The sequence below is a fragment of the Paenibacillus sp. P4_E11 genome, assembly GCF_056401635.1.
Window position 1 is genome coordinate 1 of the sequence record NZ_JBFUIX010000060.1, and the last position, 23777, is coordinate 23777.

The window sequence follows — 23777 nt, forward strand, 5'->3', positions numbered from 1 at the left end:
AATAAATTGTCTGAGTGTTAATAAAGAAAACTTAATAACATATCATTTGACAATACATTACGTATCAAATATACTAAATTGCATAATAGAAACATTTACCATAAATGGAGGTGGAATAATGTCAACATATAATATTCAATGGTATAACCCGAATGCAGGAGTATCGTATATTTCCATAGCCAATTATGGAGTTACTTTTAATAAAGTAGCTTCTGACGAGATTGGGAATCCCAAACGGGTGCAGATCGGTCTTGATATGAAAAAACGTATCCTTTTTGTAAAGCCGGTGAATGAAATTGACGCTGCGCTTGAAAAACTGAGTTTTCCGTATGCGGAAAAGGAACAGAAGAATGGCCAAACGCGGGTGAGCAGCAAAGAATTGATCAGTTATATCGAGTCGAAGATTCCAGAACTTGAATTAGAGCATACGACCCGTTTTGCAGCGGAATGGGATGAAACTCAAGGGTTGTTGGTTGTGGATCTCAAGAAACCGATCCTTCGCCAAACAGCCGATGATGAGAATGCTGATGATGTAACTGAAGCGGAAGAAGCAGTTAGCAATGTTGGTTGATCTTATCTATTATATTTAGGGATGGAAGACCGCTGGAGCATGCTTGGGGCTCGGCGGTCTTTCCTTTTATAGAACTCGGTCTTCCTTTTAAACAACTTGTCACTCTTGTCTGCATAATCGAACAACCCCCCTCATACACATGTACAAGTAGTTCATTAACACGTGAAGAGGGGATGATGCAATGCGTCGGATCACATGGATATTGGCCATCGTGATGGGCATAGCACTGGTTGCAGCCGGTTGTGGAACAAGGAATGCAGGGCAAGTAGTAAACGATTTGGATCATGTGGTCAGCAAACTGGACAGTTATCAGGGAACGGGGCAGATGATTCTGCAAACCGGGCAACAGCCGCAGAAGTATGATGTGGAGGTTTGGTACCAGGCTCCCCATTTCTACCGGATCTCCCTGACGAATGAGTCTAAGGATGTTACTCAAATCGTGCTGCGCAACGATGAAGGGGTGTTCGTGCTCACCCCGCATCTGAATAAGATGTTCCGGTTCCAGAGCGACTGGCCGGAAAATTCCGGACAGGTCTATCTATATCAATCGCTCGTCCAGAGCATTGTGACGGACACGGAGCGGCAGTTTAACGCGGAGAAGGATGCTTATGTCTTCGACGTAGCCGCAAACTACCAGAACGGCCTTCTGGCACGCCAGAAGATCTGGCTGAACAAGAAGACGCTCGCCCCTCAGCATGTGGAAGTGTCGGATGAGCGGAACAATGTAATGGTTGTTGTGGATTTTACTCAATTCGAGTTTGGTAAGAAGTTCGAAAAGGATTCGTTTGACATGCAGCGTAACATGACGAGCTGGAACCTGAAGACGATGCCTACTACGGCAACGGGAGGGACTAGCACGAATACGAAGGCCGGGACGCCTGAGTCGGGAACTGCTGGAACGAGTAAGGCTTCCACAGGAACGAGTGGTACGCAGGGCACGAGTACAGCTACTGGAACAGCAACTGGTGCAACTACTGGCACAGGTACAACTGGATCAACTACAGGAACCGCGGGTACTGTAACAGGATCAGTCAGTGGCTCAACCACCGGAGCAACAGGAACTGGTACCGGCGCTACTGGAACAGGTACCAGCACAGGATCGAAGGCAGGTAATTCGACTGATGCCGCGAAGTCGGGAGCAGTTTCGACGGATGCGAAGACGTCGACAGATGCAAAGGCCGGCACTGATGCGAAGGCCGGAACGTCCACAGACGCCAAGACTGGGGCAACCTCGTCTGCAACAAGCGGCAGCAAGTCCGGAACGGCTACTCAACCTTCATCTAGCGCGGGAGCTGCAACAATTACTGGCGCTAGCACCGGTAAGTCTCAACCGACTTCATCAACTCCAGGAGCTGCTTCCGGTGCGATAGCAGGAGCCACTTCCAGCAGCAACAACGAAGCGATGCAGCAACTGCTAGGCATTGTGGAGCCGGAATACACGCCTAAGAATGTGATCAAGCAAGATGTGAAGCAAGTCAAAGTCGGTGAAGAGCAGGCGATTTTGTTCCGCTACTCGGGTAAGTACAACTACACGTTGACGGAGTCCCAGCCGCGGACGGTGACGGTCACTTCCTTGCCGGGCGACATCTTGGACCTGGGATATACGTTGGGTGTTGTAACTGGCGAAACAAAAGGGCTGCGTACATTGACTTGGACGTATGACGGGATGGAGTACCGCTTGTCAACAAGTGATCTTCCACAAACGGAAATGATTCTAATCGCACAATCGGTACAAGGGCAAGTCGGGAAGTAATGAATTTATAACGATTGTTCAGAATAAGCTGTGCAGACTAATGTGCGGGTAAAGTAACAAATAAGGCCACTATCGTGCAAGGGTATCCCCCCTAGCATTTTAGTGGTCTCTTTCATTAGAGTCGGGGCTATGCACAATCATGGTAAGGCTGGGGCTGGGAATAGGAAACGAGATAATAGTCATTTTTTGGGAAAAAGTAGTCAAAATACTGAGGCTAATGATCGATTTTCATGATCTGTTCCGATAAGGGCGGAGCCTGTGGAAGCTCAATAATGCACCGTTGGCGAGTCTCTCGGGTATTTCCTTTTTGCTTACAAGATGGAACCATTCCCATTTGACATCTGGATTGGGTAGCGTTTAACATGGTTTTATGTGTCTATAAGAAGAGAAGGTGAATCAGATGGACACGTTTTATCGCCCGACTTGGGTGGAGGTGTCTCTCGATGCATTGCATCACAATGTCAGTTCCTTCCGCAAACTGCTGCCCGAAACAATGAGCTTGATGGCGGTAGTGAAAGCAGATGCTTACGGTCATGGGGCCGTTGAGGTCGTTAAGGAAGCATTCGAAGCGGGAGCGGATTATGCTGGTGTTGCTTTTCTGGATGAAGCGATTGAATTGCGACATGCTGGCATTACGGTTCCGATTCTGGTGCTGGGCTATACGCCTCCGGAAGCGATTCATGCTGCGCTGGAGCACGACATTACGTTGACGGTGTTTAGCGAAGAGGTGTTGCATGCTGCCGCGAAAACTGCTAATGCACACCAGCAACTGAAGATCCATGTCAAACTGGACACGGGGATGGGACGTCTGGGTTTGGCTGACCCTGAGCAAGCGATTGCTTTTATTGAAGAAGCTAGGAGTTTGTCGAATGTGGTAGTTGAAGGTGTATATACGCATTTCGCCAGCGCGGATGAGCGTACGAAAGACTATACACTCATGCAGCACAGACGATTTGAAAGTGTGATTTCCTATTTTGAGCAAAAAAACATTCGGTTCCCCTACGTGCATACCGGGAATAGTGCAGCGGCTATCGATTCACCTGAGCTTTCCTATAATATGGTCCGCCTGGGGATCAGCATGTACGGCTTGTATCCTTCGGAAGAGGTTCAGCGGGAGCGGATTGAGCTTCAGCCCGTGATGAGTTTGGTTACTCGGCCGGTGATGATCAAGCGGGTCCCCCCGAATACGGGGATCAGTTATGGGGTTACTTATCGGACGCAAGGGGAGGAAACGATTGCAACGCTGCCTGTGGGTTACGCGGACGGCTACAGCCGGATGCTTTCCGGTCATGTGGAGACGCTTGTGCAGGGGCAACGGGTGCCAGTGATAGGACGGATTTGCATGGACCAGTGCATGATTCAAGTAACAGGGCTAACGGATCTGACTTTGGAGGATGAGGTCGTATTGATGGGGCGACAAGGCACAGAGACTATTTCTGCTGAAGAATTGGCGGAACGCCTTGGGACGATCAACTATGAGATCACTTGTATGATTTCACATCGGGTGCCTCGGGTGTATGTGAGGAATGGACAACGTGTCAAGGTATCCAATCCGCTCATTCGCTGAGATGAGGGGGGAGTCTGCAAGGATCGCACTATAGGCAGGCCGGCGTAATACATTTGCAGGCAGCATGACGCGCAAGGGTTGAGGATGTCTGGTCCTGTCGTGAAAGCTTAGGAAACACTTACCACCGGGAAAAAGAAGGAGTTCGGCCATTTTTAGCGAATTTATTTAGGATTAGCCGGAGTCCCGCTTGTGGGTTGGTATAGCATAATTGCTACATCGTCCGCATATATTTGAATTGTATAAAATGGATTCGTTAACGACATAATGGTAATATGGGTTTGGGAATGTTTTGGGGGTGCGAAATCGGTGGCCAATGTGCATAACACCAAACGGATTATGATTAGTTTGCCGGATCATTTGTTGCAAGAGGTGGACGGGATTGTGGAGAAGGAAAACTCCAACCGCAGCGAGTTCATTCGTCAAGCAATGAAGCTGTACCTCTTGGAACGGAAGAAGCGGCATCTTCGCGAAATGATGCAGCGCGGGTACATGGAGATGGCGAAAATCAATCTTCACATGGCAGCAGAGGCATTTCAGGCGGAGGAAGACGCGGATAGTACCCTCGATCGCTTAGTTAGCGGGGTGTAGAGCTTGATTGTAAAACGTGGAGATGTATTTTTTGCGGATCTCTCTCCGGTCGTTGGATCGGAGCAGGGCGGCGTCAGGCCGGTTCTAGTCATTCAGAACGATATAGGTAATCGGTTCAGTCCGACGGTTATTGTAGCAGCGATTACGGCCCAGATTCAAAAGGCGAAGCTGCCGACTCATGTGGAGATCGATGCGGAGACGCATGGGTTTGACCGGGATTCTGTCATTCTGATGGAGCAGATCCGAACGATCGACAAGCAGCGGCTGACGGATAAGATTACGCATTTGGACGACGAAACGATGCGTAAGGTGGACGATTCTTTGCAGATCAGTGTGGGATTGATCGAGTTTTAGGTGGACTTGAAGACGAGGGTGTTTGTGACTCCCTCGTTTTTTGGTTTTCCATGAGGATTGCACTTATTCTAGCATATAGAGGATGGGATTCTAGTGGCACAAGAGCATGCAGTAGATGATGTACAAACGGACAAGCACAAGCTGACGCCTCAGCAAAAAGCGCAGATGCAAGAACGCATCTTGAAGCAAATCACGACGGAGCTGCAACTGCCGATGTCGAAGGTCAAGGTGACGGTGGAGTTGCTGGATGATGGCAACACGATCCCGTTTATCGCCCGCTATCGCAAAGAGATGACTGGGGAGCTGGACGAAGTGCAGCTTCGAGATATTGAAGAAAGGGTGCATTACTTGCGCAATCTGGAGGACCGTAAGCTGGAGGTGCTACGTCTCATTGACGAGCAGGGGAAGCTGACGGACGAGCTGCGGGTATCGATCGAGCGGTCGGCGAAGCTGCAAGAGGTGGAGGACTTATACCGGCCGTACCGGCAAAAGCGGAAGACACGTGCGAGTGTGGCGAAGGAGCGGGGACTCGAGCCGTTGGCTCTGTGGATCCTGACGCAGCCTCGGCAAGGCTCTGTGATGCAGGAAGCTGCGAAATACATAGATGTGGACAAGCAGGTCACAACGGCTGAGGAGGCGCTCCAGGGCGCCATGGATATCATCGCCGAGAATATCGCCGACGATGCCAAGATCCGCACCTGGGCGCGCAGCTATACCCGCGAGCAAGGGGGGATCGTCACGGAAGCGAAGGATGCGAAGCAGGAGTCGGTGTACGAGATGTACTACGACTACCGGGAGCCGATACGCAAGCTGCCTCCTCATCGCACATTGGCGATTAACCGGGGTGAGCGGGAAGAACTGCTGAAGGTGTCCTTGGATGTGCCGGCGGACAAGATTCACGACTACATGGCGCGCCAAGTGATACGTGGCGAATCGATTGTGAAGGAGACGCTGCGGCTAACGGTGGAAGATGCGTACAAGCGCTTGATCGCGCCATCCATCGAACGCGAAATCCGCAACGAGTTGACGGATAAGGCGGAGGAGCAGGCGATTACGATTTTCGCGGAAAATCTGCGGAATTTGCTGCTGCAGCCGCCGATCAAAGGAAAGATTGTGCTCGGCGTTGACCCAGCCTACCGGACCGGCTGCAAGCTGGCCTTGGTCGATGAGACAGGCAAGACGCTGGAGATTGCCGTTGTGTACCCAACGCCGCCGAACAACAAGGTCGCCGAAGCGGAAAGCAAGATCAAGGCGATGATTGTGAAGTACGGCGTAGAATTGATTGTGATCGGCAATGGGACGGCTTCGCGGGAGACGGAGCAATTCATCGCCGATCTGATCAAGCAGCTGCGAGGGACGCAGCAGCTGCAGTATATGATCGTGAGCGAAGCGGGCGCGAGCGTGTACTCGGCCTCCAAGCTGGCGCAGGAGGAGTTCCCCGAGCTGGACGTGGCGGAACGCAGCGCGATCTCGATTGCGCGGCGGATGCAGGACCCGCTCGCCGAGCTCGTCAAGATCGAGCCGAAAGCAATCGGCGTCGGGCAGTACCAGCACGACGTGGCCCAGAAGCGGCTCGAGGAGAGCTTGAAGGTCGTGGTAGAGTCAGCGGTTAACCACGTCGGAGTCGACCTGAATACGGCCTCTCCGTCGCTCCTGTCGTATGTGTCCGGGGTGAACGGGACGATCGCCAAGAACATTGTGAAGTTTCGAGAAGAGAATGGGAAGTTCACTAGCCGGAAACAGCTGCAGAAGGTGCCACGGCTAGGCGCGAAGACGTATGAGCAGTGCATCGGCTTTATGCGGATCAGCGACGGGGATAATCCGTTGGACAACACACCGATTCACCCTGAGTCCTATGAGGTGGTGGACAAGCTGTTCAAGGAGCAGAAGTTGGCCAAGAAATCAATCGGTACTCAGGAGCTGAAGGATAAGCTGCAGCAGTTCATTCCGGAGCAGTTGGCCCAGCAGTTGGATGTAGGCTTGCCGACGTTGCGGGACATTCTCGAAAGCCTCCAGCGCCCAGGGCGCGACCCTCGGGAGGAACTGCCCCTGCCTATTTTCCGGACGGACGTCTTGCAGATGGAAGATTTGACGCCGGGCATGCAGTTGCAGGGAACTGTGCGTAATGTTATTGATTTTGGCGCCTTTGTTGACATTGGGATCAAGAATGACGGACTCGTCCATATCTCGCAGCTGAGCGATCGGTTCGTCAAGCATCCGATGGATGTCGTGTCCGTTGGCGATACGGTTACCGTATGGGTGATGGGCGTGGATGAGAAAAAGGGCCGTGTGAGCCTGACAATGAAAGCTCCCAAGCAGCAGTAACAGCAGGTGAACTAGGTCACTGGATAGCGAAAAAACAGCCCGACAAGGTTGGACGAGGATCGATGCCTCTGCCATCTTGTACGGGCTGTTGACTTATGGAGTCAAGGTCGCGATATAGGAACGGATTCTTTCGAATCGGAGGTGGTTTTGGTGCGGTAAAAGTACCAGCAATCGTTCAAGAGTCGAATTTGCCGGAGATCTTTTTTCATAAAAGCCCGTTCTAATTGATGGCAAAGCCATTGCGGCATTGTCGCATCCCCTTTCCCTGAGGCCATTCCATAGGTATCGGCCCTACGCATCGTAGTCGTTTGTTAGCTCCTACTAGCATATGGGAACAAGAGGGCTTAGGTGCAGGTCCGCATTACTCCACTGCCGATTCTTCCTCATCCTCGTACCATTGTTCCAGTTGAGCCTGGAGAGCCCGGATTTCGGTTAACAAGGAGATCAAGGGGTATGACTTTTCCTGAACCGCTGCGAACGACTGCTCCAGTTCATTCACATAGGTCAGGCCATGGATGATCTGGCATTGTCCGGCTACGACCTCCACTTGTTCGCATTCGGCCAATATGTGGCCAAGCTGCGGGACGTTGCCTGCGGTGAGTTTGTCCAGTTCCTTGTGAAGCCTGCGGTTGAGGGCCGTCAATTGGTATACGTGGGAGGCGGGCATTTCTACGAAATCCACCTGATTGTTCAGTTGTAGTAAGGCATATTTCATCTTGGGCATGCTGGTCGCAAACGCTCCTCTCCTGGATAGCGGCGTCTTGAATGACGCAGATACGGCTTGATTGATTCTACTTGACAGTGTAGCTAATGTAGGGTACAAATTCAAGTGAAGCGGCCTGAAAAAGTCAATGGAACGGAGGAGGAACGGGAGTGGACGATCAGCAACTTCAAGCTTGGATCGAACGGATATCGCTGGAGTCTTTCCGGCTGCCGTTCCAACATAAGGCAAATTTCAACCGGAGGCTGAAGTCTACTGGGGGGCGGTATTTCACCAAGTCTCACAATATCGACATCAGTTGGCAGCAGTATGAGACGTTTGGCCCGGCAGAAGTGGAAAAAATCATTAAGCAWGAGCTGTGCCACTACCACCTGCATCTACAGCGAAAAGGGTACAAGCATAGCGATCCGGACTTCAAGCAGTTGTTGCAGGAAGTGGGCGGGACGCGGTTCTGTAAAGCGTTGGCACCTCGGAAGGCGACACCTTATCGGTACAAGCTGGAGTGTGGGGCATGCGGCATGCATTATTTGCGGAAACGTAAGATGGATCCGAGTAAATATGCTTGTGGCAGATGCCGGGGGAAGCTGAGGCTGCTTGTGCTGGGTACGTGAAATCGGTCAGTCTTGTAGGCGGGTGACACGTGGGCTGGTTCCGCTTGACTATTCATGATGATTCTGATAAATTGATCATGTACTTTCCCTGATAGCTCAGTTGGTAGAGCACTCGACTGTTAATCGAGTTGTCACAGGTTCGAGTCCTGTTCGGGGAGCCACTTTGTATATGGGCCCCGCAAAAGTAATCGGAATATCCTTCGAAGGGATACGTCACTTTTGTGGGTTAACGAGGAGAGATACCCAAGAGGCCGAAGGGGGCGCTTTGCTAAAGCGTTAGGGTGTAACAGCCGCAAGGGTTCGAATCCCTTTCTCTCCGTAAGTAGAAGGACCGTAGACAATACGGTCTTTTTTTTGCGCGTGGAAACGTTCGTAGGTGGCGGAGCCGTGGACCCCAACAGGTTAATCATGATGCAGGGACAGGCCAGGTAGGCATACGATAAGACTGTGGCCCCGGTATTTCCCGAAGACCTATAGCCACTTCTTAGACTTGTAGTACATCCACATGCCGATGGAGACGGCAACCATAACACCCCATACGAACAAATATCCGTACGGCCAGTCCAACTCGGGCATGATCCGGAAGTTCATACCGTAGATCCCGACAATGAATGTGAGCGGCATGAAGATCGTACTGACAACCGTCAACGTCTTCATAATCTCGTTCATTCGGTCGGACTTCATATTCATCTGCAACTCCAGCAGGCCGTTCAACGATTCTCTAAAAATATCCAACGTATCAATAACACGTGAAAGGTGATCATAAATATCAACAAAGTAAACGTCCGCTTCCTGACGAGTGTAAGGGAAGGTTTGGTGACTAATCGAGCCGAGAACGGTACGTTCCTCAACGAAAATACGCCGTAATAAGTGCAAAGTTCGCTTGGTTTTGAATATTTCATGGGCGATTTTCACGTGGGGATTGCGGAAGATGGTACGCTCCATTTTGTCGATTCGATCGTCGGCAACGTTCACACGTTCGGTATATTCATCCACGCAGCGATCTAGGATATGGTACAATATTTGTCCTGGGTGCTCCAGTCGATTGTCCACCTTCAGGCACTCCGAATGTAACTCATCAAGATAGGGTAGCCCGAGTTTGGATATCGACAGGACATAGTTGGGGCCGATGACAATGGCGATTTCTTGCACCTTCATATCGGGCAACAACGCATAAAAGGCGATGAAAATATTATTCTTATAACGGTCCATCTTTGGCCGTTGATTCATTTTGATACAATCCTCTACAAGTAAGGGGTGACAGTGGAACAGATCCACTAACACATGTCGGATGTCGTCCTGAGACGGACCGGTCATGTGAATCCAGGCAACCTCATCCTCACCAGGTAATCTGGAGTCGACTTCGGAGGTGGTGTCGGTCTTTCTACTATACAGAAGCATAGGGCAGGGCCTTCCTTTCGAACGAATCGCATATGCTGCAAATTTTACCATAGTGATTCTGGAAAAACGACTTGAGAACTTCTTCAGGACTGGCTCAAAATAGAACTTGTCTTCTGTGTGGATTTCCGCTATAATAACACATGTCGCTAAAAACGGCATACACATGTGGCCCGTTGGTCAAGCGGTTAAGACACCTCCCTTTCACGGAGGTTACAGGGGTTCGAATCCCCTACGGGTCACCATTTCCACTTTTGTAGGTTCAGGGTCGATGGAACCCTTCATCGTATGCTAAGACTTCGCAGTCTCGGAATGAAATGAAGAGTAAATCCTACGGAACAACCCTACGTTGAGAGCCATTAGCTCAGTTGGTAGAGCACCTGACTTTTAATCAGGGTGTCGTAGGTTCGAGTCCTACATGGCTCACCACCATTTCTCCTCAAGAATGGTGAGAGATAAGCAACATATATGCGGTCGTGGTGGAACGGCAGACACGCTATCTTGAGGGGGTAGTGCCCATAGGGTGTGCGGGTTCAAATCCCGCCGACCGCATCATAGTTTGAAACTCTGGAACCCTTACTCTGTAAGGGTTCCCTTTGTTATGCTTAAGCATTTTTTTGAATGGTTATTACTTTTATATCAAAATAAAAAGGGAACGATAGAATACCCGTTCTCCTTTATGTTTCCGTCATTATCCTCCGTTAACTTGAAGCAGCTGTCCAGTAACAAAAGAGGAATCATCTGAGGCCAAATAAATGTAGGTTGGCGCAAGTTCGAACGGTTGCCCGCACGTTTCATTGGCGTTTCCAACCCGAAGGTTTTGACATATTCGGCGTTTTCGCCCTGTCGCAGCCGTCGTGAGCATGCATGAATATTTCGCAAATTCTGACGCAAAATAAACAATTATTGCGACGGGAGGCGACAGGAATGAAAGGTAAATTGTACAAGTGTGCATCCGTTTGGCTTCTCGTTATCGCATGCGGTTTTGGCGTCTTATCAGCTTGTCAGTACAAGAATGAGCCACGAGACAATGGAAAGGACGGGATCGGGCCTTACGCGGTGCAAGATAGGAAACCATTCAAAATAAACGAAGCTGCGGATGCACCCGAATGGGAAAAGACAGCCGACGCGATTATTACCCAGGGGGTTAGTTATCTGGGAGTGCCGTACGTTTTCGGCGCGGAACGATTTAACGACAAGACGTTCGATTGTTCTTCCTATGTACAGTTTTTGTACGGCAAGCAGGGGATCGAGCTGGGGTATAACTCGAGAGAGCAGGCTGTTCAAGGAAAAGAAATACCGTTTATCAATTTACGTAAAGGGGATATCATGTTTTTTTCTGACGAAGACTTCCCGAACGAGACCGGCCTAAATAAAGTACGACACGTCGGAATTTATATGGGGGACGGAAAAATACTGCATACTTACGAGCAAGGAATCGGCGTCATCATCAGCAATATCCATAAAGACCAGAAGGAAGGGGAGTATTGGTACGAGCATTATTTGTTTGCCAGAAGAGTAATCCCCGGCTAAATCGGTCCGGCAATCGGAAGGCGGAAATCGTAACGCTGTGGGGACGGATAACGCTAACAAGTCTGCGATACAAGATGTTAAAAGGCTAAGTGAAACAATCACTTAGCCTTTTAACATAAGCGTGTACGATCTTACTCCTGAGGCAAAGCGCTCATGTCCATATAGGCAATTTCCCACAGATGCCCGTCCAGGTCCTCGAAGCTTCTCACGTACATGAAGCCATGGTCCGCCGGCTCTTTGAACTGCTTGCCTCCCGCGGACAACGCCTTGTCCGCCAGTTCGTTCACATGCTCCCTGCTGTCGGCGGAGAGCGCGATAATCCCTCCAGCGGCGCTTGCGACATCGGCCACCGGCTTGTTAATAAACGTCCGGAAATACGACTCCTCGAGCAATTGAACGAACGTATTGTCGTTGATCACCAGGCAAGCAGAATTATCGTCCGAGAACTGGGTGTTGAACTCGAAACCGATGCGGCTGAAAAAATTCTTCGTCCGGTTTAAATCTTTCACCGGCAAGTTTACGTACGTATAGTTTGCTTTGTAAGCCATCGTTTGGGTCACCTCATCATGATTTTTTGAGTTCAGCACGCGTGTCTCAACTTCATGGCTTTAATATACCTGTATTGGAATATACCTGTCAAGGTATATTGTATTTTATTCCAAAAATCAATCTCGCAACGAACGGGCAGAATAATGGAATATTCCATATTGTGTTATAATAAATCCATATGGAAAATGGAGGAGCTTTTATGACAATAGGATCACAAAACGATATTGATGGTCTGAAGGAAATTGGAAAAATCGTTGCATTGACGATTAGTGAAATGAAACGTCACGCACGTGTAGGAATTACAACTAAGGAACTGGATGATATTGGAGGGCAGTTTTTGAAAAGGCATGGGGCTGTGCCGGCACCTAAGACAACTTACAATTTCCCTGGCAACACATGTATTAGTATTAACCATGAAGTTGCCCACGGAATACCGGGAAATCGAATCATTCAACCGGGCGATTTAATAAACATCGATGTTTCGGCAGAATTGGGAGGCTATTATGCGGATGCGGGACATTCTTTTCCGATCCCTCCATACATGCCATCATTAATGCGTCTGTGTCAATATACACACAATACGATGATGAAAGTAATCTCTTCACTTAAGCATGGAGTAAAATTGAACGAAATCGGAAGGATTATTGAAATCGAGGCTAAAAAAGGCGGTTATAATGTAATTAAGAATCTGTGTAGCCACGGTATTGGAAAATCTCTGCACGAGACCCCAAAAGAGATTCTACCCGTTTATAACAAGCACGATAAAAGGGTATTGAAAGAGGGCTTGGTAATTACAATCGAGCCCTTTTTATCTACAGGTGCAGGGTATGTCGTAGAGCAAACGGATGGATGGACTTTATGTGTACCCGACAATAGCTTTGTGGCACAACATGAGCACACCATTATAGTTACAAAGAATCAGCCAATTATCGTGACTGCAGTATAGTCCATCAGAATGAATCCGTTTTTTTTGTGTTGGTTGCTAGACGGGAACGAGAGCGCAATAATTACACCATGGACAAGGCTGCCGCGATGATCGGCGGCCTTGTTACGTTAACGGACAGATTTACTTAACACAGAAGCATATTGGAGTTCCGTGAAGTCCCCCAATCAATAACAAGCCTATCAACAAGATCATCAAGAAGGGGGATTCGTTCAAAGTTATAGTGCATCAAAGGTTGTTCTAAAATCTCCATATAAGGGAAGTCTGCAGGAACGGCAACTGTACTTCGATCGAAACGACCGCTGCCAATTTTTCTGTAAGCCCCGATAAATGTCGCTTTGGTTCGCTCGTCGCCAATAAAAGACAATATGTAATCACAATCACGAAAAACATCATTGCTTTGAATGCTTTGATAAAATTCCAGCATTCCATGTTTATATAAGTAGTTCGTATCATAATTCGGATCTTGATGCTTAATCAGCTTTATCTTTTGTGTGGTGTCAAACCTTCTCATCTTTAATAATTCGGTTAGATTCATGTGCGCCCCCCTTATTACAAATTGTTTTGATCAGAAAAGAACTTTAAAAAATATATCCCATTCCATCTTCCCCGATCTTGTTTGGGTTAAATATGGCTTTATCGCTTGTCTTTAAATCTGCCGAGTACAGTTCATGTGTACCCCAACTGACACCATGCCACAATGCACCGAATTCTTCTGCTTGCCTCGAAAACAACGAAGCGCACATATATGACCAGGATGATTCATCCCCTCCTATTCCGCTCATCAGGTTTTCCAGACACCCTTGTGGTAAAGGTGGAGAGAACGGATCAACATTCATTTGAGGTTTGGCAAATGGCTGAAACACATCCAAAAGTTTCTTCGCTTCAAAATCCGATTCGCACCAGCCCTGTGACTCAAAATCAGCTGCCACTAATGTGGAGGCTTTCTGAGCTTTTCTTCTTAGGTGATTTATCCTTGATATTGAAAAGTAATGTTCTGAATCCATGGCTAAACACCTCTGATTGTAAATTCGTAAGATACGGACAAACCGCAATTTCTTCAACTTTGCTTTCTTTTGTAAACATATTTGCTGGGACTTTTTTGGTCGTAAAATATTTGCTCTAACGGGCAGAATTGCTGAGTAGACGGTTCTTTTAGACTATTCTCTTATGGGAAATTACGGATAATATTGAGTGGTAGTCATTTGGATTAAATGAATAGGTGAAAACATGAAAAAGCTATTTATAATAATTTTCTTAATGGCTGTTATTTCAACTGGCTGTACTGAGGAGAACTTCAGTGAACAATTGAATAAAGGTTTTGGTGAAGCAGAGATCCAATTTAGAAGCAAAGATATTATTCAGGCAGAAGCATCAGCTTCTAGTTTCAAAGACCCCCCATTAATAAAATTTCGTTTGTGGGGGTAGTGCGTTTGGGAACGTATTGGTCGAGTACGTGTATCGGACTGTAGCGCGTTATTAATGACCTATCACAACCCAAAACGAGCTCTATCGCTCCCTCTTAATAGAGGGATTGACAGAGCTCGGTAAAGGTAGGTGATCATTCTCCGGTAGGCATCGGAATGATCGCCGACTGAATGTACGGTATTAGATAAATATACCGCGCAGAACTATGACTAAAAGTATGAAGAGCACAAGAATGATTCCGATGCTAGTGAATCCCCCGCAATATTGTAATGTATGAAGGAGGGAGCCTTTCTGTATAGGTGAATAGCGGGGGTCAAAAGCACAAGTATGATAACTATACTCGAATGACAACTGGTTCCCGGCAGCAGCCTATGGGAAAGGATGTGGATACGGGTTCAACTGTTCGGCCGTAAGCGGCTGATCCGCATACCCGAGTTCCACCGGTATTCGGTATACTCTCTCCAATCCTGTCAATCGGACAAGATGGTGACCGAACGTGATGGGCAGCATACCAGGGATCAGCACTTTTACACAATACAGCCCGTTTCGTCGCGTCTCCGGTGATGTCTGATCGACTACAATCACATCGTGTCCCAGTCGGCGAAAGGTTCGAAGGACATCCTTCAGATCATCTGTCAGATCGGCATGTCGGCTTGGAGGCTCGAATTCCTCGCTAAACGACCGTATCGGGCGATCGCCACCCAGCAAAAATTGCAGGCGTTCCTCTGCTTGTGGCAACCCATACAGCATAGAATGATCTTCGAGCTGTTGGACGAGGTACGGATCCTTGTACATAGCCTCGCATTCCTCATAGCCATCCTCATATTTTCCGTGAAGCATCAGAATCGTGTTGGATAACTCGTGGATCGCGCTTTTAACCGCCCGTACCGGATCAAGATGGGCTCCAGCCGCACAGACGAGATTCGGACCGGTGGGCTTCCTGTTAAGGGCAAGCGCCCAGATGCTCGGAATTCCGTTCTCTGTAGTCGTATTGAACAATAGCACATCGTATCCAGCGACCGTCTGCAAGCGTTCGAGCATTAGTTTGAGCTCCAGGTCCTGAGCGGTAAAAGGGTCGAGTTGCGGGACCGGCAGCTTCGCATACCACGTCATGAGGAACGAGTCGCGCTCAACCACCTCCAGAATACCGTACAGGATAGCTTCTTCCATGCTTCCACCTAAAGCACACCCATTGGACGTTTCTTTGACAAAACTGGTTTCGTGCCCCCAACTATAGTAGGCTAGCTGCTGCGGAACAAGAATGGGGCGCTCCTCCCCTAACGAATACCCCCATACCCAGTCGATCTTGTGATCGGGGTCAAATGGTTCGAAGGGAAAATCGGACAACGCATACTGCTCGGCTGAGTATACTCCCACCTTGAGAGGGTCTAGTGCTTGTTCCGCCACATTGCGGAAGCTGTCGTGAATCACGGTTCGTTTGCCAAGGGGGTTCATCCCGCAGTATCGTTCCAGCCCCTCCAGAATGGCGATCAACTCGCTCTCTGCAAAGGAATGCGAACGGCCTCCCGTTATTTCACTCCCCACGAGTGTTGGCAGGTTGACACTAACATTTGTAAAAGGCGATACGAAATGATGCCATTTATCGTTAAACAGACCGGTGCGGGGATCCATATAGTCCTTTGTTAAAACTCTTTCCAGTTCATCAAGTGGGCGAGCACGGTAATGATCAATATGGGGCTTGGGATTCGGCTTAAGCGATAGGCGGGCGGCTTCGGGTGAATCGTCGAGCAATAGGCTACATACGGGACATAATGGATCAGGTAAAAAAAAGTGGAGAGACGTCTTCAGTGTAGCTAAATGGATCAAATACACATGCTCTTCTAAGTGAGACTGAAGATCTTGCAGCACTCTGTCCGCTTCTGCGGTTAGCAGGTGAACCATCTGCATCAGGCCCGTCCGTGGCAGTCCATTGCCCTTGCTGGAAGTAGGTTCATCTGGCGATAGCAGCCGATTCATGATTTCCTCGAGCTCCTCGGGGGAATTGCGTCTGGCCATGTGCCGTCGTTGATCGGCACACTTGGAGCATCCTGGAGTAGCAGGCCGAACGAATGGACCGACCACTCCCTCGCCGTATGTGACGAAGCCGCTTAACCAAGGGACGCCGGCCCCATGCAGTACCTCCTCAGCCTGGAGATAGGTGGGGGGATGCCCATCATCGGATACTACTAACACAAGCTCTATTCCTTTCAGGAAATCTGTTGTGAGATCATTTCGGAGTTCCGTTTCGTAGTGAGCAGACAGCTCTTCATACAAGAGCTCAGCCAAAAAACCTTCTCCGACAACTACAACGCTCATAGCGACATCTCCTCTCGCAGCAGCACGCCGAACACTAAGATCGGCTCATTTTTCAGAAAAGGTTCCAGGATCAGTTGGTAGACGAGTAGACGCTTCCGGTTTTGTTCCAGAACCTGTAGGATGGACTTCAGGATTTCAACGGGAGGGGTTTCGTCTAAGTGGGGGATCTCAAGTGTGATGGGAGTCTGTTCAATCTGATGGACAGACGGGACGTGTAACTGAAGCCTACGACCATGCCCTTGCTCATCCTCATGCGTACAGGAGCAAGTTTGTTTGTTCTGAGCTTGTTGCAGAGCCTGTACCAGTGCTCGTCGTAAGGCTGACGCACGATTCAAACCGATACTTCCGTGCCAATGACCGCCGGAGCCTACCCACATAACGGGGAAGCCGGCTACATCCTCGCCCAACCCGATCTCGGGTGTTCCTTGCAGCAAGGTCAGGGCATGCACATAGAAGCGGCAGCATTCATCCTCCACTACTGTCAATTGCGCCCGTTGAACAGATGGCTTTTGAGTCAACAGCTGCCTGCCGAGCTTTTTGTTCAGATACATAAGCAAGCCGCGGCAAATACCCTCAGCCATGGAGTGTCCTGCCCCGATTCCGAAGTGATCTTGTTGAGTTAGTTCACGAACCTCTGGGTCCGAAGATGAGTCGGAGGAAACGATGAGCTGGTGGGCTATGCGTGCTACGTGAGCTTCTATTCCAGCTAAGCCTGCTTCCCGTCTGGCCTTCTCATGGGTGAGCTCCGCTATGATGATGTCCGGCAGTAGTCCGGTCGGTCCGTCTGTTAGTAGGTCGGCTACCTGTACGCGGCACTGCGAGAGGGGAAGCTGGTTCAAGTCGCCCTCTTCCCAAGTATGGAAAATCCCCAATCGTTCCGATGTTAAACGCTTGAAGTAGTCGAACCATTGTTCCGTTAGGTTGCCGGAATCGTGTTCAAGCCGTGCCGGAATGTCCGTGATCCGCTCGGCTGTCGCTTGTCCGGTCACCAAGGGATGGGGAATGAACGAATGCCAGTCTCCTTCATATGTCTGGGCGTTAAGCCAATATTGTTGTTGATTCGATTCCGTTCCGGTCATTCCGGTAACCGTCTTGAAATGTTCAGAGACGACCACATTGGCCAGCAGTGCCCCTGCGGTGGAGGAGTAGAAGGGAGGTAGCTGTGAATCCTGACCAAGCGCGGTCCGGTGTATACGGCGCCAGGCTGACTCCCAGTCTGCATCCGAATCGGGATGGACCAACGGACCGGCTAGACCGGTCTGGTTGACGAACAGGGCAGGGATGAGAATCTTCTTCTCCAGCCTGCATGCAGCATGAAGCGCTCGAAGTTCCTCGATCTCGCCGGCTGGGGAGACGTACAGAATCGTATGGAACGGTCGTATGGCTTCACGCCAGCGAGGGCCTTCCGTGTTCCGGCAAGTGACCTCTTCGATACCCGCAGCGGAGTCCACCCGGCGAGCGCGCTCTGTCAAATTCGCCAATTGTTGCCGTTCAGTCGGTATTGTGTCAGTGATCAATATGTGGAATCGGGATAATCCGGACTCGAACAATGCCGCAACAAGGGCGAGAAGAATGGGACCTGAGCCAATGGCTAGCACGGGTGTCTGCCGGTAGGCGTAAAACCGATCATAAGAGTCACTGCCTGCGCTGTGTAAATATTCAATCTGGGATGCGAATGTCTTGAGAACCTGATCGCTCAAGAAAGTCATGTGTACACCTACTTTCAACATCAGCTATATACGATAGCCTATGAAGTGTACTCCGCATTTGCTACCAGACGATAACCATGGAAATAGAAAACTCCAACTCTTCCGTGTATAGAGATTTAACGGAAGGATTGGAGTCCTAGTATTAGATATGCGAAGTGGGCTTGCAAGGGGTGCGATTGTGATGTTAGTTGTGGTGCGGAATTTGGTGTATGTAATGTACAGTCGTGAAGCCGAAATAGGCGGAAAAACCGTCTAACTCCGCGCCCTGCCCACCGGCCTCGCCTAGCGCAGCCCGCTTGCGCCCTGCGGCTGTCCGCCGGCGCCTTGCCCGCCAACCCGGCCCTGCGGCCTTTGCCCCTGCTGGCCGCTAGGTCCTTGACCAGGTTGTCCGCCTCCTGGGCCCATTTGCGGCATTTGGCTGCGATCCGGGTGAACCATTTGCCCGCCAAGATGGCCTGTGTAGGTTACGAGCAGTACACCAATGAAGGCGGCCGCCAGATAAATGATCTTTCTCCCGGATTCCAACTTCCTCCACACCAGCAGCCCAACCCTTATAAGCGTTAAGGCGATAAAGAAGAACATCGTCAGCTTCCCGAACAACTCATGACGTGGGAACAGCGGGTTGCGTGCCTCCTCCGGTCCGGTCAACACGGATGCAATCGAGCCGAGTGTACCGATCACTAGACAAAGCAGGCCGGCGGTGTGCCAATCTTTCCGCTTCAGGAATACCGCCACACCATCAAAGATGAAACTGAACAGAAGCATGGCGATCGGAACATGGATGAAAATAAAATGCATGTTTTCCAGCAAATAACTCATCTTCGTTCCCCTCCTTGGACAATAAAAGCTAATTTAGCCAAGTATAAGGGGAAGAACTGAAAGGAGGCTGAATGAATGTTGAATAGACGCTGAAGGAGGCCCGATTATTTGCCTACTCCTGTCCATGACCGCCGCTCAGGTTCTCGCGGAATTTTCCAGGTGTGATGCCTTCAGATTTCTTGAACACGCGGATCAATCCGACATCGTTGGCATAGCCGATCGTATGGGCGATCTGTGTAATCGTCAAGGACGACGTGCGCAGCAATTCCTTCGCTTGCTGAACGCGGAATGCCGTCACATAATCCGTCAAGTTCTGTCCAGTATGCTTCTTGAAGAAGGAGGACAAGTACTGCGGTGTGAGCCCTAACTCGTCGGCCAGATGTGTCATGCTGAAGAAGCTTTCCCCGTAATGCCGCTCCACATACTGAACGATAAGCTGGTAGAGCCGATCACTATGGTCTGACCGCTCGGACTTCACATTGACGCATATTTGCCGGTACCAGTTCTTCGTCTGTTCGAGCATATCCTCCGCAGTCGTACTGCGAAGAATCGCCTCTACACGCTCAACCTCCCGTTGGGCATTACCCGGATCAGAGGCGTACAAGCTGTTGAGCAGCTTGAGCGGTGTTCCGAGCATATCGATGAACAGGCACCTGCCCATCTGCACAGATAGCCGATTGGTTACAAAATGCCGCTCATACAAATCATCTAGCTGCCGCTCGATACTTTCGATGTCGCCGCTCTTGGCGAAGTTCATAATCTGGGCTTCGGTTTCGAGCGGATAATGGTAGTAGTGTTGCTGCAGACCGGCTACTTCACGGTAATCGGTCATCGTGCCTTCGCCCTTGATGACCTTGAACTCAAGAGCAAGCACCGCTTCGGTATAGGCAGGCTTAATCGCTTCCAGCCCTTCGTGGATCGTGCTGATGCCGAGCGACAGCTTCAGACGGAACGTATGGGCGGCTGTTTCCTTCAGCAGTTGTGACAGCTGAGCCAGCTGCTCCTCCTGAATAGGTATGCTATCCTCAACTCCGTCCGGAACCGGTGCTGGATTGAACAATAAGGCCATTCGGCTACGCTCCAATTCCACCGGGAAGCAGCGACCGTAAGGCATCTCATGGCTGAGGTTCGCAATCGTGAACCGGACGAGCGCCCATTCCTGTTCGGTATCGGCCTTAATGAATCGAGAGGAGTCGTCGATATCGATGAGGATGACGGCGAATTGCTCCGACAAGAACTCGACATTCATGAACGACAGCGACTCATTGTTCAATGCTTGACTGTCGACTTGCCCGCGCAGCAGCCGTGCGATGAAGTTCGTCTGCATGACAGGGAGCTGTGTATACAGCTTCTGGCGAAGCTGCCGCTCCTCCGTGAGCGAGCTGACCAAAGTATGGCGAATGAGATCGTATTCGTTCGTTTTCGGTCGGTCCGCGATGAGTTTGCCTTCCAGCAGTGTATCGAGGATATGACGAATCGGATAGTAGTTGCGATTCGCCATGTACCAGCATGCTGCCGCTCCAGCCAACAAGCAGATTAAGAGAGCAACGGTAGCAGCTGTCTTCGTCTCCTCCACGCGCTGCATCACAGTCGCTTTCGGCACGACCGATACGAACTTCCATCCGTTCACGCTGGACGTTGTGTACGTCACCATCATCTGTTCTTTCCCAAGCGGCATCTCGAGCGATTCGCCCTCTTGAGTCAACCGACCGCCCAGTTCGGCCCATTCCGGCCGATCCGGGGTGGTCGACATGATGACGCCCCCTTTATTATCGAGAATAACAATATCACCGCGGTTTACCCACTCGATCTGCTTGAGTACTTGCAGCAACTTGTTCTCTTCGAATTGAATCACAAGGGAGCCCCGGACGGACTCCCGTTCCTCGATCGGCAGTGATTGAACGTAGGAAATCATCCGCTTCTGATGAGATGCGTTCGAGTCTGGCAGCAAAAATTCCTTATAATGCGGCTCAGACAAAAATTGTTTCATTTTATCAACATAATTGGGCTCGGCGACAGGTTGAAACCAGGAAAAGAATGATTCCGCATCAGTTCTCATGGAGCTGGTAAGAATGGAGTTGGTGCGGGAAACGTACACGTACATTTCATCAATGAAGCTGCTGGTGGCACGCAGTCGTCCGAGATCCTTAATAATATCGGAGTTGACCAGCGATTCGTTGCGCTGACTTTCGGGGCCGTTGCTAAGCAGACTGAGCAACCTTGTGTTCAAGGCGACCTGCACGCTGAATTGATCCAACTCAGCGAGCCGCTGGTCGATCGCTTGCTTGGCTTGTTCGAGTAGCCCTGTGTTGCTCCGATTGGCTTGTTCGACCATGGCGCCAGACATCCGGCTGTAGATGAGGGAACCGATTCCGAGAGGAATAAGCAGAATGAGGACATAGGAAAGGAGGAGCGTAACAAATACGCTCCTTCGAGTTGTTAATTTCCATTTATTGGATTTAAACCAACCGACCATGCTGTCACCTACTTATTCCATAATCTTGTCGGGCCCTGTCCGATTCAAACCGAAGGGTTCTTTTATCATAACGTAAACGGGTCCAACATGAAAAGTATTCGCATCGGGATCAGAGTTTAGCCCTTAATGGCACCAATCATGACCCCTTTGACAAAATACTTTTGCAGGAAAGGGTACAAACAGAGGATCGGAACGGTCGCTACTATAATCGTTGCGTATTTGATCGTTTCTCCGATCGGCATCTTATCTCCACCACCAACGCCGGTCATCATCGAATCGGTGCTGTTCGTAATTAGAATTTCCCTTAGAATCAACTGCAGCGGGTACAAGTCCCGGGTTCGCAAATAAATGAGTGCGTTGAACCAAGCGTTCCAATGTCCTACCCCGTAGAACAAGATCATGACCGCGACGACAGGCATCGAAAGGGGAAGGATAATACGGAACAACACGGTGAAATCGTTGGCTCCATCCAGCTTGGCGGATTCCTCCAGACTGACCGGCACGCCTTGGAAGGCGGTACGCATAATAATCAGATTGAACGCGCTCATCGCCGCCGGAATAATTAAGGCCAAGCGGGAGTCGAGCATCCCTAATTTGGATACGAGTAAGTAGGTCGGAATTAGGCCGCCATTGAAGAACATCGTGAATACAATCATGAACATGATATGATTTTTCCACATGACGCTTTGTCTGGATAAGGCGTACGCCCCCAGAGAAGTCATCAGGATGTTAAGGGCCGTCCCGGCGATTACATAGATGAGGGTGTTCAGATAGCCGGTGATGATGGACGGATTGTTGAAGACAAGCTTATAAGCTTCTAAGTTAATCCCTTTCGGATACCAGATCATCCCTCGTACTTGCACAATCCAGGCCGGATCACTAAGAGAGGCGAACAGGACGTACAGGAACGGATAGATGGTCATTAGGGAAAGAGCGGTTAAGAAGACGATATTCACGACGTCGAATAGACGTTCTCCAGGGCTTCTTAGGTTCATCTTATACGTTCCTCCTTCGAGCACTTTGTGCAGCATCATGGAATGCGTAAGCGGAGACTACCATAGCTTCGTATCGCTTGTCCGCCTGCTAATCGCATTTGCTAACACGAGTAAGGTAAAGTTAATAATGGCGTTGAATAAACCTACAGCGGCGCTATAGCTGAAATCCGATTCAAGAATTCCTTTCCGGTAAACGAATGTACCGATAACGTCTGCTGTCTCATAGGTGGTGCTGTTGTAGAGCAGCAGGATCTTATCTGTACCAACCGTCATGAAATTCCCAATCTGGAGAATGAGCAGAATGATAACGGTAGGCATAATGCCAGGGAGCGTGATGTGGAACGTCTGCTTCCATCGGCTTGCACCATCGACTTTTGCCGCCTCATACAACGAAGGATCGATACTGGACATGGCTGACAAATAAATGATCGAACCCCAACCGATGTTCTGCCAAATCCCGGAGGAGATGTAGAGTGTCCGGAACCATCCGCTTTCCTGCAAGAATGCGATCGGTTCTACGCCGAACACAGAGGACAACACATTGTTGATCAGCCCGTCTCTTGCGAGAAAATCGATCATCATCCCCGAGATGACTACGATGGAGATGAAGTGCGGCATGTAAGTAATCGTCTGCACGGCCCGCTTGAACATGGCGCTGCGCAATTCGTTAAGTAGCAGAGCTAGTATGATGGATGCTGGAAAAGCGAACAGAAGGTCGTAGAAGCTTAGCAGCAAAGTGTTGCGCAACAGCCGCCAGAAATAATAGCTATGGAAAAACTCTGTAAAATGATGAAAGCCTACCCAAGGACTGTCCACAATACCTAGCCCTGGCGAAAAGTCTTTGAAAGCGATTTGCAAGCCATACATAGGCGCATAATAGAACACAAGATAGTATGCCACAACTGGCAGCAGCATGAGGTAAACGTATTTGTTGAGGATGAAATCGCGCTTTGTCCGATATTTGAAGCTATTCTTGTCTACCGGAGGCTTCGGTGATCTCATCTCTTCCTTCAACACTGCGGACATCACAAGCCCTCCTGTCTGTCTGTTTCATCTTGATGTACGGAACCGGAAAGGTGGGGGCGGCTTGCCCTAACATACTGTTCAGGAGCAAGCCGACC

At 49.7% G+C, this 23777-nt stretch carries 23 protein-coding genes, 5 tRNA genes and 1 pseudogene; 15 read left to right on the forward strand and 14 right to left on the reverse strand.

Translation table 11 applies throughout. From position 1 onward, the window contains the following. The first annotated feature begins 118 nt into the window (after positions 1-118). The 6 genes from AC1DWB_RS21040 to AC1DWB_RS21065 all read left to right on the forward strand — a co-directional run bounded on the left by AC1DWB_RS21040 (position 119) and on the right by AC1DWB_RS21065 (position 7158). Complete coding sequence (locus tag AC1DWB_RS21040; RefSeq protein WP_477543058.1) at positions 119-571, forward strand: hypothetical protein; 453 nt, start codon at positions 119-121, stop codon at positions 569-571. 181 nt (positions 572-752) lie between these two features. Then, positions 753-2324 (forward strand): LolA family protein, encoded by a 1572-nt coding sequence (locus tag AC1DWB_RS21045; RefSeq protein WP_477543059.1) that lies wholly within the window; start codon positions 753-755, stop codon positions 2322-2324. A 400-nt stretch (positions 2325-2724) separates the two neighbouring features. Further along, entirely contained in the window at positions 2725-3891 is a 1167-nt protein-coding gene (gene alr, locus AC1DWB_RS21050; protein WP_477543060.1) for an alanine racemase, read from the forward strand. Between the two features lie 306 nt (positions 3892-4197). Next, positions 4198-4479 carry a CopG family ribbon-helix-helix protein gene (locus AC1DWB_RS21055; RefSeq protein WP_127579915.1) on the forward strand — a complete coding sequence of 94 codons (282 nt, stop codon included), beginning with the start codon at positions 4198-4200 and terminating at the stop codon, positions 4477-4479. A gap of 3 nt (positions 4480-4482) precedes the next feature. After that, a complete protein-coding gene (locus tag AC1DWB_RS21060) occupies positions 4483-4833 on the forward strand; it encodes a type II toxin-antitoxin system PemK/MazF family toxin (protein ID WP_127579914.1) in 351 nt (116 codons plus the stop codon). A gap of 165 nt (positions 4834-4998) precedes the next feature. Then, entirely contained in the window at positions 4999-7158 is a 2160-nt protein-coding gene (locus AC1DWB_RS21065) for a Tex family protein (protein WP_477543094.1), read from the forward strand. A 101-nt stretch (positions 7159-7259) separates the two neighbouring features. Here AC1DWB_RS21065 and cmpA read toward each other — a convergent pair whose 3' ends face one another. Further along, positions 7260-7406 (reverse strand): cortex morphogenetic protein CmpA, encoded by a 147-nt coding sequence (gene cmpA / locus AC1DWB_RS21070; protein WP_477543061.1) that lies wholly within the window; start codon positions 7404-7406, stop codon positions 7260-7262. Positions 7407-7519: 113 nt separating this feature from the next. Continuing rightward, positions 7520-7882, reverse strand: a complete 363-nt coding sequence (locus AC1DWB_RS21075; RefSeq protein ID WP_477543062.1) for a hydrolase/acyltransferase — start codon at positions 7880-7882, stop codon at positions 7520-7522. A 149-nt stretch (positions 7883-8031) separates the two neighbouring features. Here AC1DWB_RS21075 and AC1DWB_RS21080 point away from each other — a divergent pair, with 149 nt between their 5' ends. From AC1DWB_RS21080 to AC1DWB_RS21090, 3 genes are all read left to right on the forward strand, one after another. Next, the gene (locus AC1DWB_RS21080) at positions 8032-8490 is read left to right on the forward strand and encodes a SprT family protein (protein ID WP_477543063.1); all 459 of its coding nucleotides are present in this window, start codon (positions 8032-8034) and stop codon (positions 8488-8490) included. 85 nt (positions 8491-8575) lie between these two features. After that, positions 8576-8651 (forward strand) — tRNA-Asn (locus AC1DWB_RS21085). A 72-nt stretch (positions 8652-8723) separates the two neighbouring features. Then, positions 8724-8809 (forward strand) — tRNA-Ser (locus AC1DWB_RS21090). Between the two features lie 152 nt (positions 8810-8961). Here the strand turns inward: AC1DWB_RS21090 and corA are convergent. Continuing rightward, positions 8962-9891 (reverse strand): magnesium/cobalt transporter CorA, encoded by a 930-nt coding sequence (corA, locus tag AC1DWB_RS21095; protein ID WP_477543064.1) that lies wholly within the window; start codon positions 9889-9891, stop codon positions 8962-8964. Between the two features lie 167 nt (positions 9892-10058). On the opposite strand from corA, the gene AC1DWB_RS21100 reads away from it, so the two are divergent. The 3 genes from AC1DWB_RS21100 to AC1DWB_RS21110 all read left to right on the forward strand — a co-directional run bounded on the left by AC1DWB_RS21100 (position 10059) and on the right by AC1DWB_RS21110 (position 10440). Beyond that, positions 10059-10133, forward strand: a tRNA-Glu gene (locus AC1DWB_RS21100). A gap of 108 nt (positions 10134-10241) precedes the next feature. Beyond that, positions 10242-10317: transfer RNA gene (locus tag AC1DWB_RS21105), tRNA-Lys, on the forward strand. 41 nt (positions 10318-10358) lie between these two features. Then, a tRNA-Leu gene (locus tag AC1DWB_RS21110) sits at positions 10359-10440 on the forward strand. Between the two features lie 139 nt (positions 10441-10579). Here the strand turns inward: AC1DWB_RS21110 and AC1DWB_RS21115 are convergent. Then, complete coding sequence (locus AC1DWB_RS21115) at positions 10580-10843, reverse strand: SDR family oxidoreductase (protein ID WP_477543065.1); 264 nt, start codon at positions 10841-10843, stop codon at positions 10580-10582. Here AC1DWB_RS21115 and AC1DWB_RS21120 point away from each other — a divergent pair. Beyond that, positions 10816-11421, forward strand: a complete 606-nt coding sequence (locus tag AC1DWB_RS21120) for a C40 family peptidase (RefSeq protein ID WP_477543066.1) — start codon at positions 10816-10818, stop codon at positions 11419-11421. The two genes, AC1DWB_RS21115 and AC1DWB_RS21120, sit on opposite strands and share 28 nt — an antisense overlap. Before the next feature lie 131 nt (positions 11422-11552). Here AC1DWB_RS21120 and AC1DWB_RS21125 read toward each other — a convergent pair whose 3' ends face one another. Next, positions 11553-11969, reverse strand: coding sequence for a VOC family protein (locus AC1DWB_RS21125; RefSeq protein ID WP_477543067.1), 417 nt, complete (start codon positions 11967-11969; stop codon positions 11553-11555). Between the two features lie 200 nt (positions 11970-12169). Here AC1DWB_RS21125 and map point away from each other — a divergent pair, with 200 nt between their 5' ends. After that, a complete protein-coding gene (map, locus tag AC1DWB_RS21130; protein ID WP_477543068.1) occupies positions 12170-12916 on the forward strand; it encodes a type I methionyl aminopeptidase in 747 nt (248 codons plus the stop codon). A 124-nt stretch (positions 12917-13040) separates the two neighbouring features. On the opposite strand, the gene AC1DWB_RS21135 is transcribed toward map, so the two are convergent. Together AC1DWB_RS21135 and AC1DWB_RS21140 are read right to left on the reverse strand one after the other, a co-directional pair. Next, positions 13041-13451 carry a hypothetical protein gene (locus AC1DWB_RS21135; protein WP_477543069.1) on the reverse strand — a complete coding sequence of 137 codons (411 nt, stop codon included), beginning with the start codon at positions 13449-13451 and terminating at the stop codon, positions 13041-13043. A 43-nt stretch (positions 13452-13494) separates the two neighbouring features. After that, on the reverse strand, positions 13495-13920 hold the full coding sequence (locus AC1DWB_RS21140) for a hypothetical protein (protein WP_477543070.1): 426 nt from the start codon (positions 13918-13920) through the stop codon (positions 13495-13497). 223 nt (positions 13921-14143) lie between these two features. Between AC1DWB_RS21140 and AC1DWB_RS21145 the strand changes: the two genes are divergently transcribed. Then, positions 14144-14341 (forward strand): hypothetical protein, encoded by a 198-nt coding sequence (locus AC1DWB_RS21145; protein WP_477543071.1) that lies wholly within the window; start codon positions 14144-14146, stop codon positions 14339-14341. Positions 14342-14521: 180 nt separating this feature from the next. Here the strand turns inward: AC1DWB_RS21145 and AC1DWB_RS21150 are convergent. The 7 genes and pseudogenes from AC1DWB_RS21150 to AC1DWB_RS21180 all read right to left on the reverse strand — a co-directional run. Beyond that, positions 14522-14602: pseudogene (locus tag AC1DWB_RS21150) on the reverse strand (sporulation protein YjcZ); the annotation flags it as partial. Positions 14603-14710: 108 nt separating this feature from the next. Then, on the reverse strand, positions 14711-16657 hold the full coding sequence (locus AC1DWB_RS21155) for a TOMM precursor leader peptide-binding protein (RefSeq protein ID WP_477543072.1): 1947 nt from the start codon (positions 16655-16657) through the stop codon (positions 14711-14713). Next, complete coding sequence (locus tag AC1DWB_RS21160) at positions 16654-18366, reverse strand: bacteriocin maturation protein (RefSeq protein WP_477543073.1); 1713 nt, start codon at positions 18364-18366, stop codon at positions 16654-16656. Before AC1DWB_RS21160 ends, AC1DWB_RS21155 begins: the two co-directional genes overlap by 4 nt. A gap of 282 nt (positions 18367-18648) precedes the next feature. Then, positions 18649-19185, reverse strand: coding sequence for a DUF2231 domain-containing protein (locus AC1DWB_RS21165; protein WP_477543074.1), 537 nt, complete (start codon positions 19183-19185; stop codon positions 18649-18651). Positions 19186-19297: 112 nt separating this feature from the next. Next, entirely contained in the window at positions 19298-21661 is a 2364-nt protein-coding gene (locus tag AC1DWB_RS21170) for a helix-turn-helix domain-containing protein (protein ID WP_477543075.1), read from the reverse strand. Between the two features lie 116 nt (positions 21662-21777). Beyond that, the gene (locus AC1DWB_RS21175) at positions 21778-22656 is read right to left on the reverse strand and encodes a carbohydrate ABC transporter permease (RefSeq protein ID WP_477543076.1); all 879 of its coding nucleotides are present in this window, start codon (positions 22654-22656) and stop codon (positions 21778-21780) included. A gap of 57 nt (positions 22657-22713) precedes the next feature. Beyond that, positions 22714-23682, reverse strand: coding sequence for an ABC transporter permease (locus tag AC1DWB_RS21180; protein WP_477543077.1), 969 nt, complete (start codon positions 23680-23682; stop codon positions 22714-22716). Between the last annotated feature and the right edge of the window lie 95 nt (positions 23683-23777).

Excerpts from the sequence above, each read along its gene's own strand:
- AC1DWB_RS21040 (WP_477543058.1), top strand. The coding sequence starts at position 119 with ATGTCAACATATAATATTCAATGGTATAACCCGAATGCAGGAGTATCG.
- AC1DWB_RS21045 (WP_477543059.1), top strand. The coding sequence starts at position 753 with ATGCGTCGGATCACATGGATATTGGCCATCGTGATGGGCATAGCACTG.
- alr (WP_477543060.1), top strand. The coding sequence starts at position 2,725 with ATGGACACGTTTTATCGCCCGACTTGGGTGGAGGTGTCTCTCGATGCA.
- AC1DWB_RS21065 (WP_477543094.1), top strand. The coding sequence starts at position 4,999 with ATGCAAGAACGCATCTTGAAGCAAATCACGACGGAGCTGCAACTGCCG.
- cmpA (WP_477543061.1), bottom strand. The coding sequence starts at position 7,406 with ATGCCGCAATGGCTTTGCCATCAATTAGAACGGGCTTTTATGAAAAAA.
- AC1DWB_RS21075 (WP_477543062.1), bottom strand. The coding sequence starts at position 7,882 with ATGCCCAAGATGAAATATGCCTTACTACAACTGAACAATCAGGTGGAT.
- corA (WP_477543064.1), bottom strand. The coding sequence starts at position 9,891 with ATGCTTCTGTATAGTAGAAAGACCGACACCACCTCCGAAGTCGACTCC.
- AC1DWB_RS21120 (WP_477543066.1), top strand. The coding sequence starts at position 10,816 with ATGAAAGGTAAATTGTACAAGTGTGCATCCGTTTGGCTTCTCGTTATC.
- AC1DWB_RS21115 (WP_477543065.1), bottom strand. The coding sequence starts at position 10,843 with ATGCACACTTGTACAATTTACCTTTCATTCCTGTCGCCTCCCGTCGCA.
- AC1DWB_RS21125 (WP_477543067.1), bottom strand. The coding sequence starts at position 11,969 with ATGGCTTACAAAGCAAACTATACGTACGTAAACTTGCCGGTGAAAGAT.
- map (WP_477543068.1), top strand. The coding sequence starts at position 12,170 with ATGACAATAGGATCACAAAACGATATTGATGGTCTGAAGGAAATTGGA.
- AC1DWB_RS21135 (WP_477543069.1), bottom strand. The coding sequence starts at position 13,451 with ATGAATCTAACCGAATTATTAAAGATGAGAAGGTTTGACACCACACAA.
- AC1DWB_RS21140 (WP_477543070.1), bottom strand. The coding sequence starts at position 13,920 with ATGGATTCAGAACATTACTTTTCAATATCAAGGATAAATCACCTAAGA.
- AC1DWB_RS21145 (WP_477543071.1), top strand. The coding sequence starts at position 14,144 with ATGAAAAAGCTATTTATAATAATTTTCTTAATGGCTGTTATTTCAACT.
- AC1DWB_RS21155 (WP_477543072.1), bottom strand. The coding sequence starts at position 16,657 with ATGAGCGTTGTAGTTGTCGGAGAAGGTTTTTTGGCTGAGCTCTTGTAT.
- AC1DWB_RS21160 (WP_477543073.1), bottom strand. The coding sequence starts at position 18,366 with ATGACTTTCTTGAGCGATCAGGTTCTCAAGACATTCGCATCCCAGATT.
- AC1DWB_RS21165 (WP_477543074.1), bottom strand. The coding sequence starts at position 19,185 with ATGAGTTATTTGCTGGAAAACATGCATTTTATTTTCATCCATGTTCCG.
- AC1DWB_RS21170 (WP_477543075.1), bottom strand. The coding sequence starts at position 21,661 with ATGGTCGGTTGGTTTAAATCCAATAAATGGAAATTAACAACTCGAAGG.
- AC1DWB_RS21175 (WP_477543076.1), bottom strand. The coding sequence starts at position 22,656 with ATGAACCTAAGAAGCCCTGGAGAACGTCTATTCGACGTCGTGAATATC.
- AC1DWB_RS21180 (WP_477543077.1), bottom strand. The coding sequence starts at position 23,682 with ATGTCCGCAGTGTTGAAGGAAGAGATGAGATCACCGAAGCCTCCGGTA.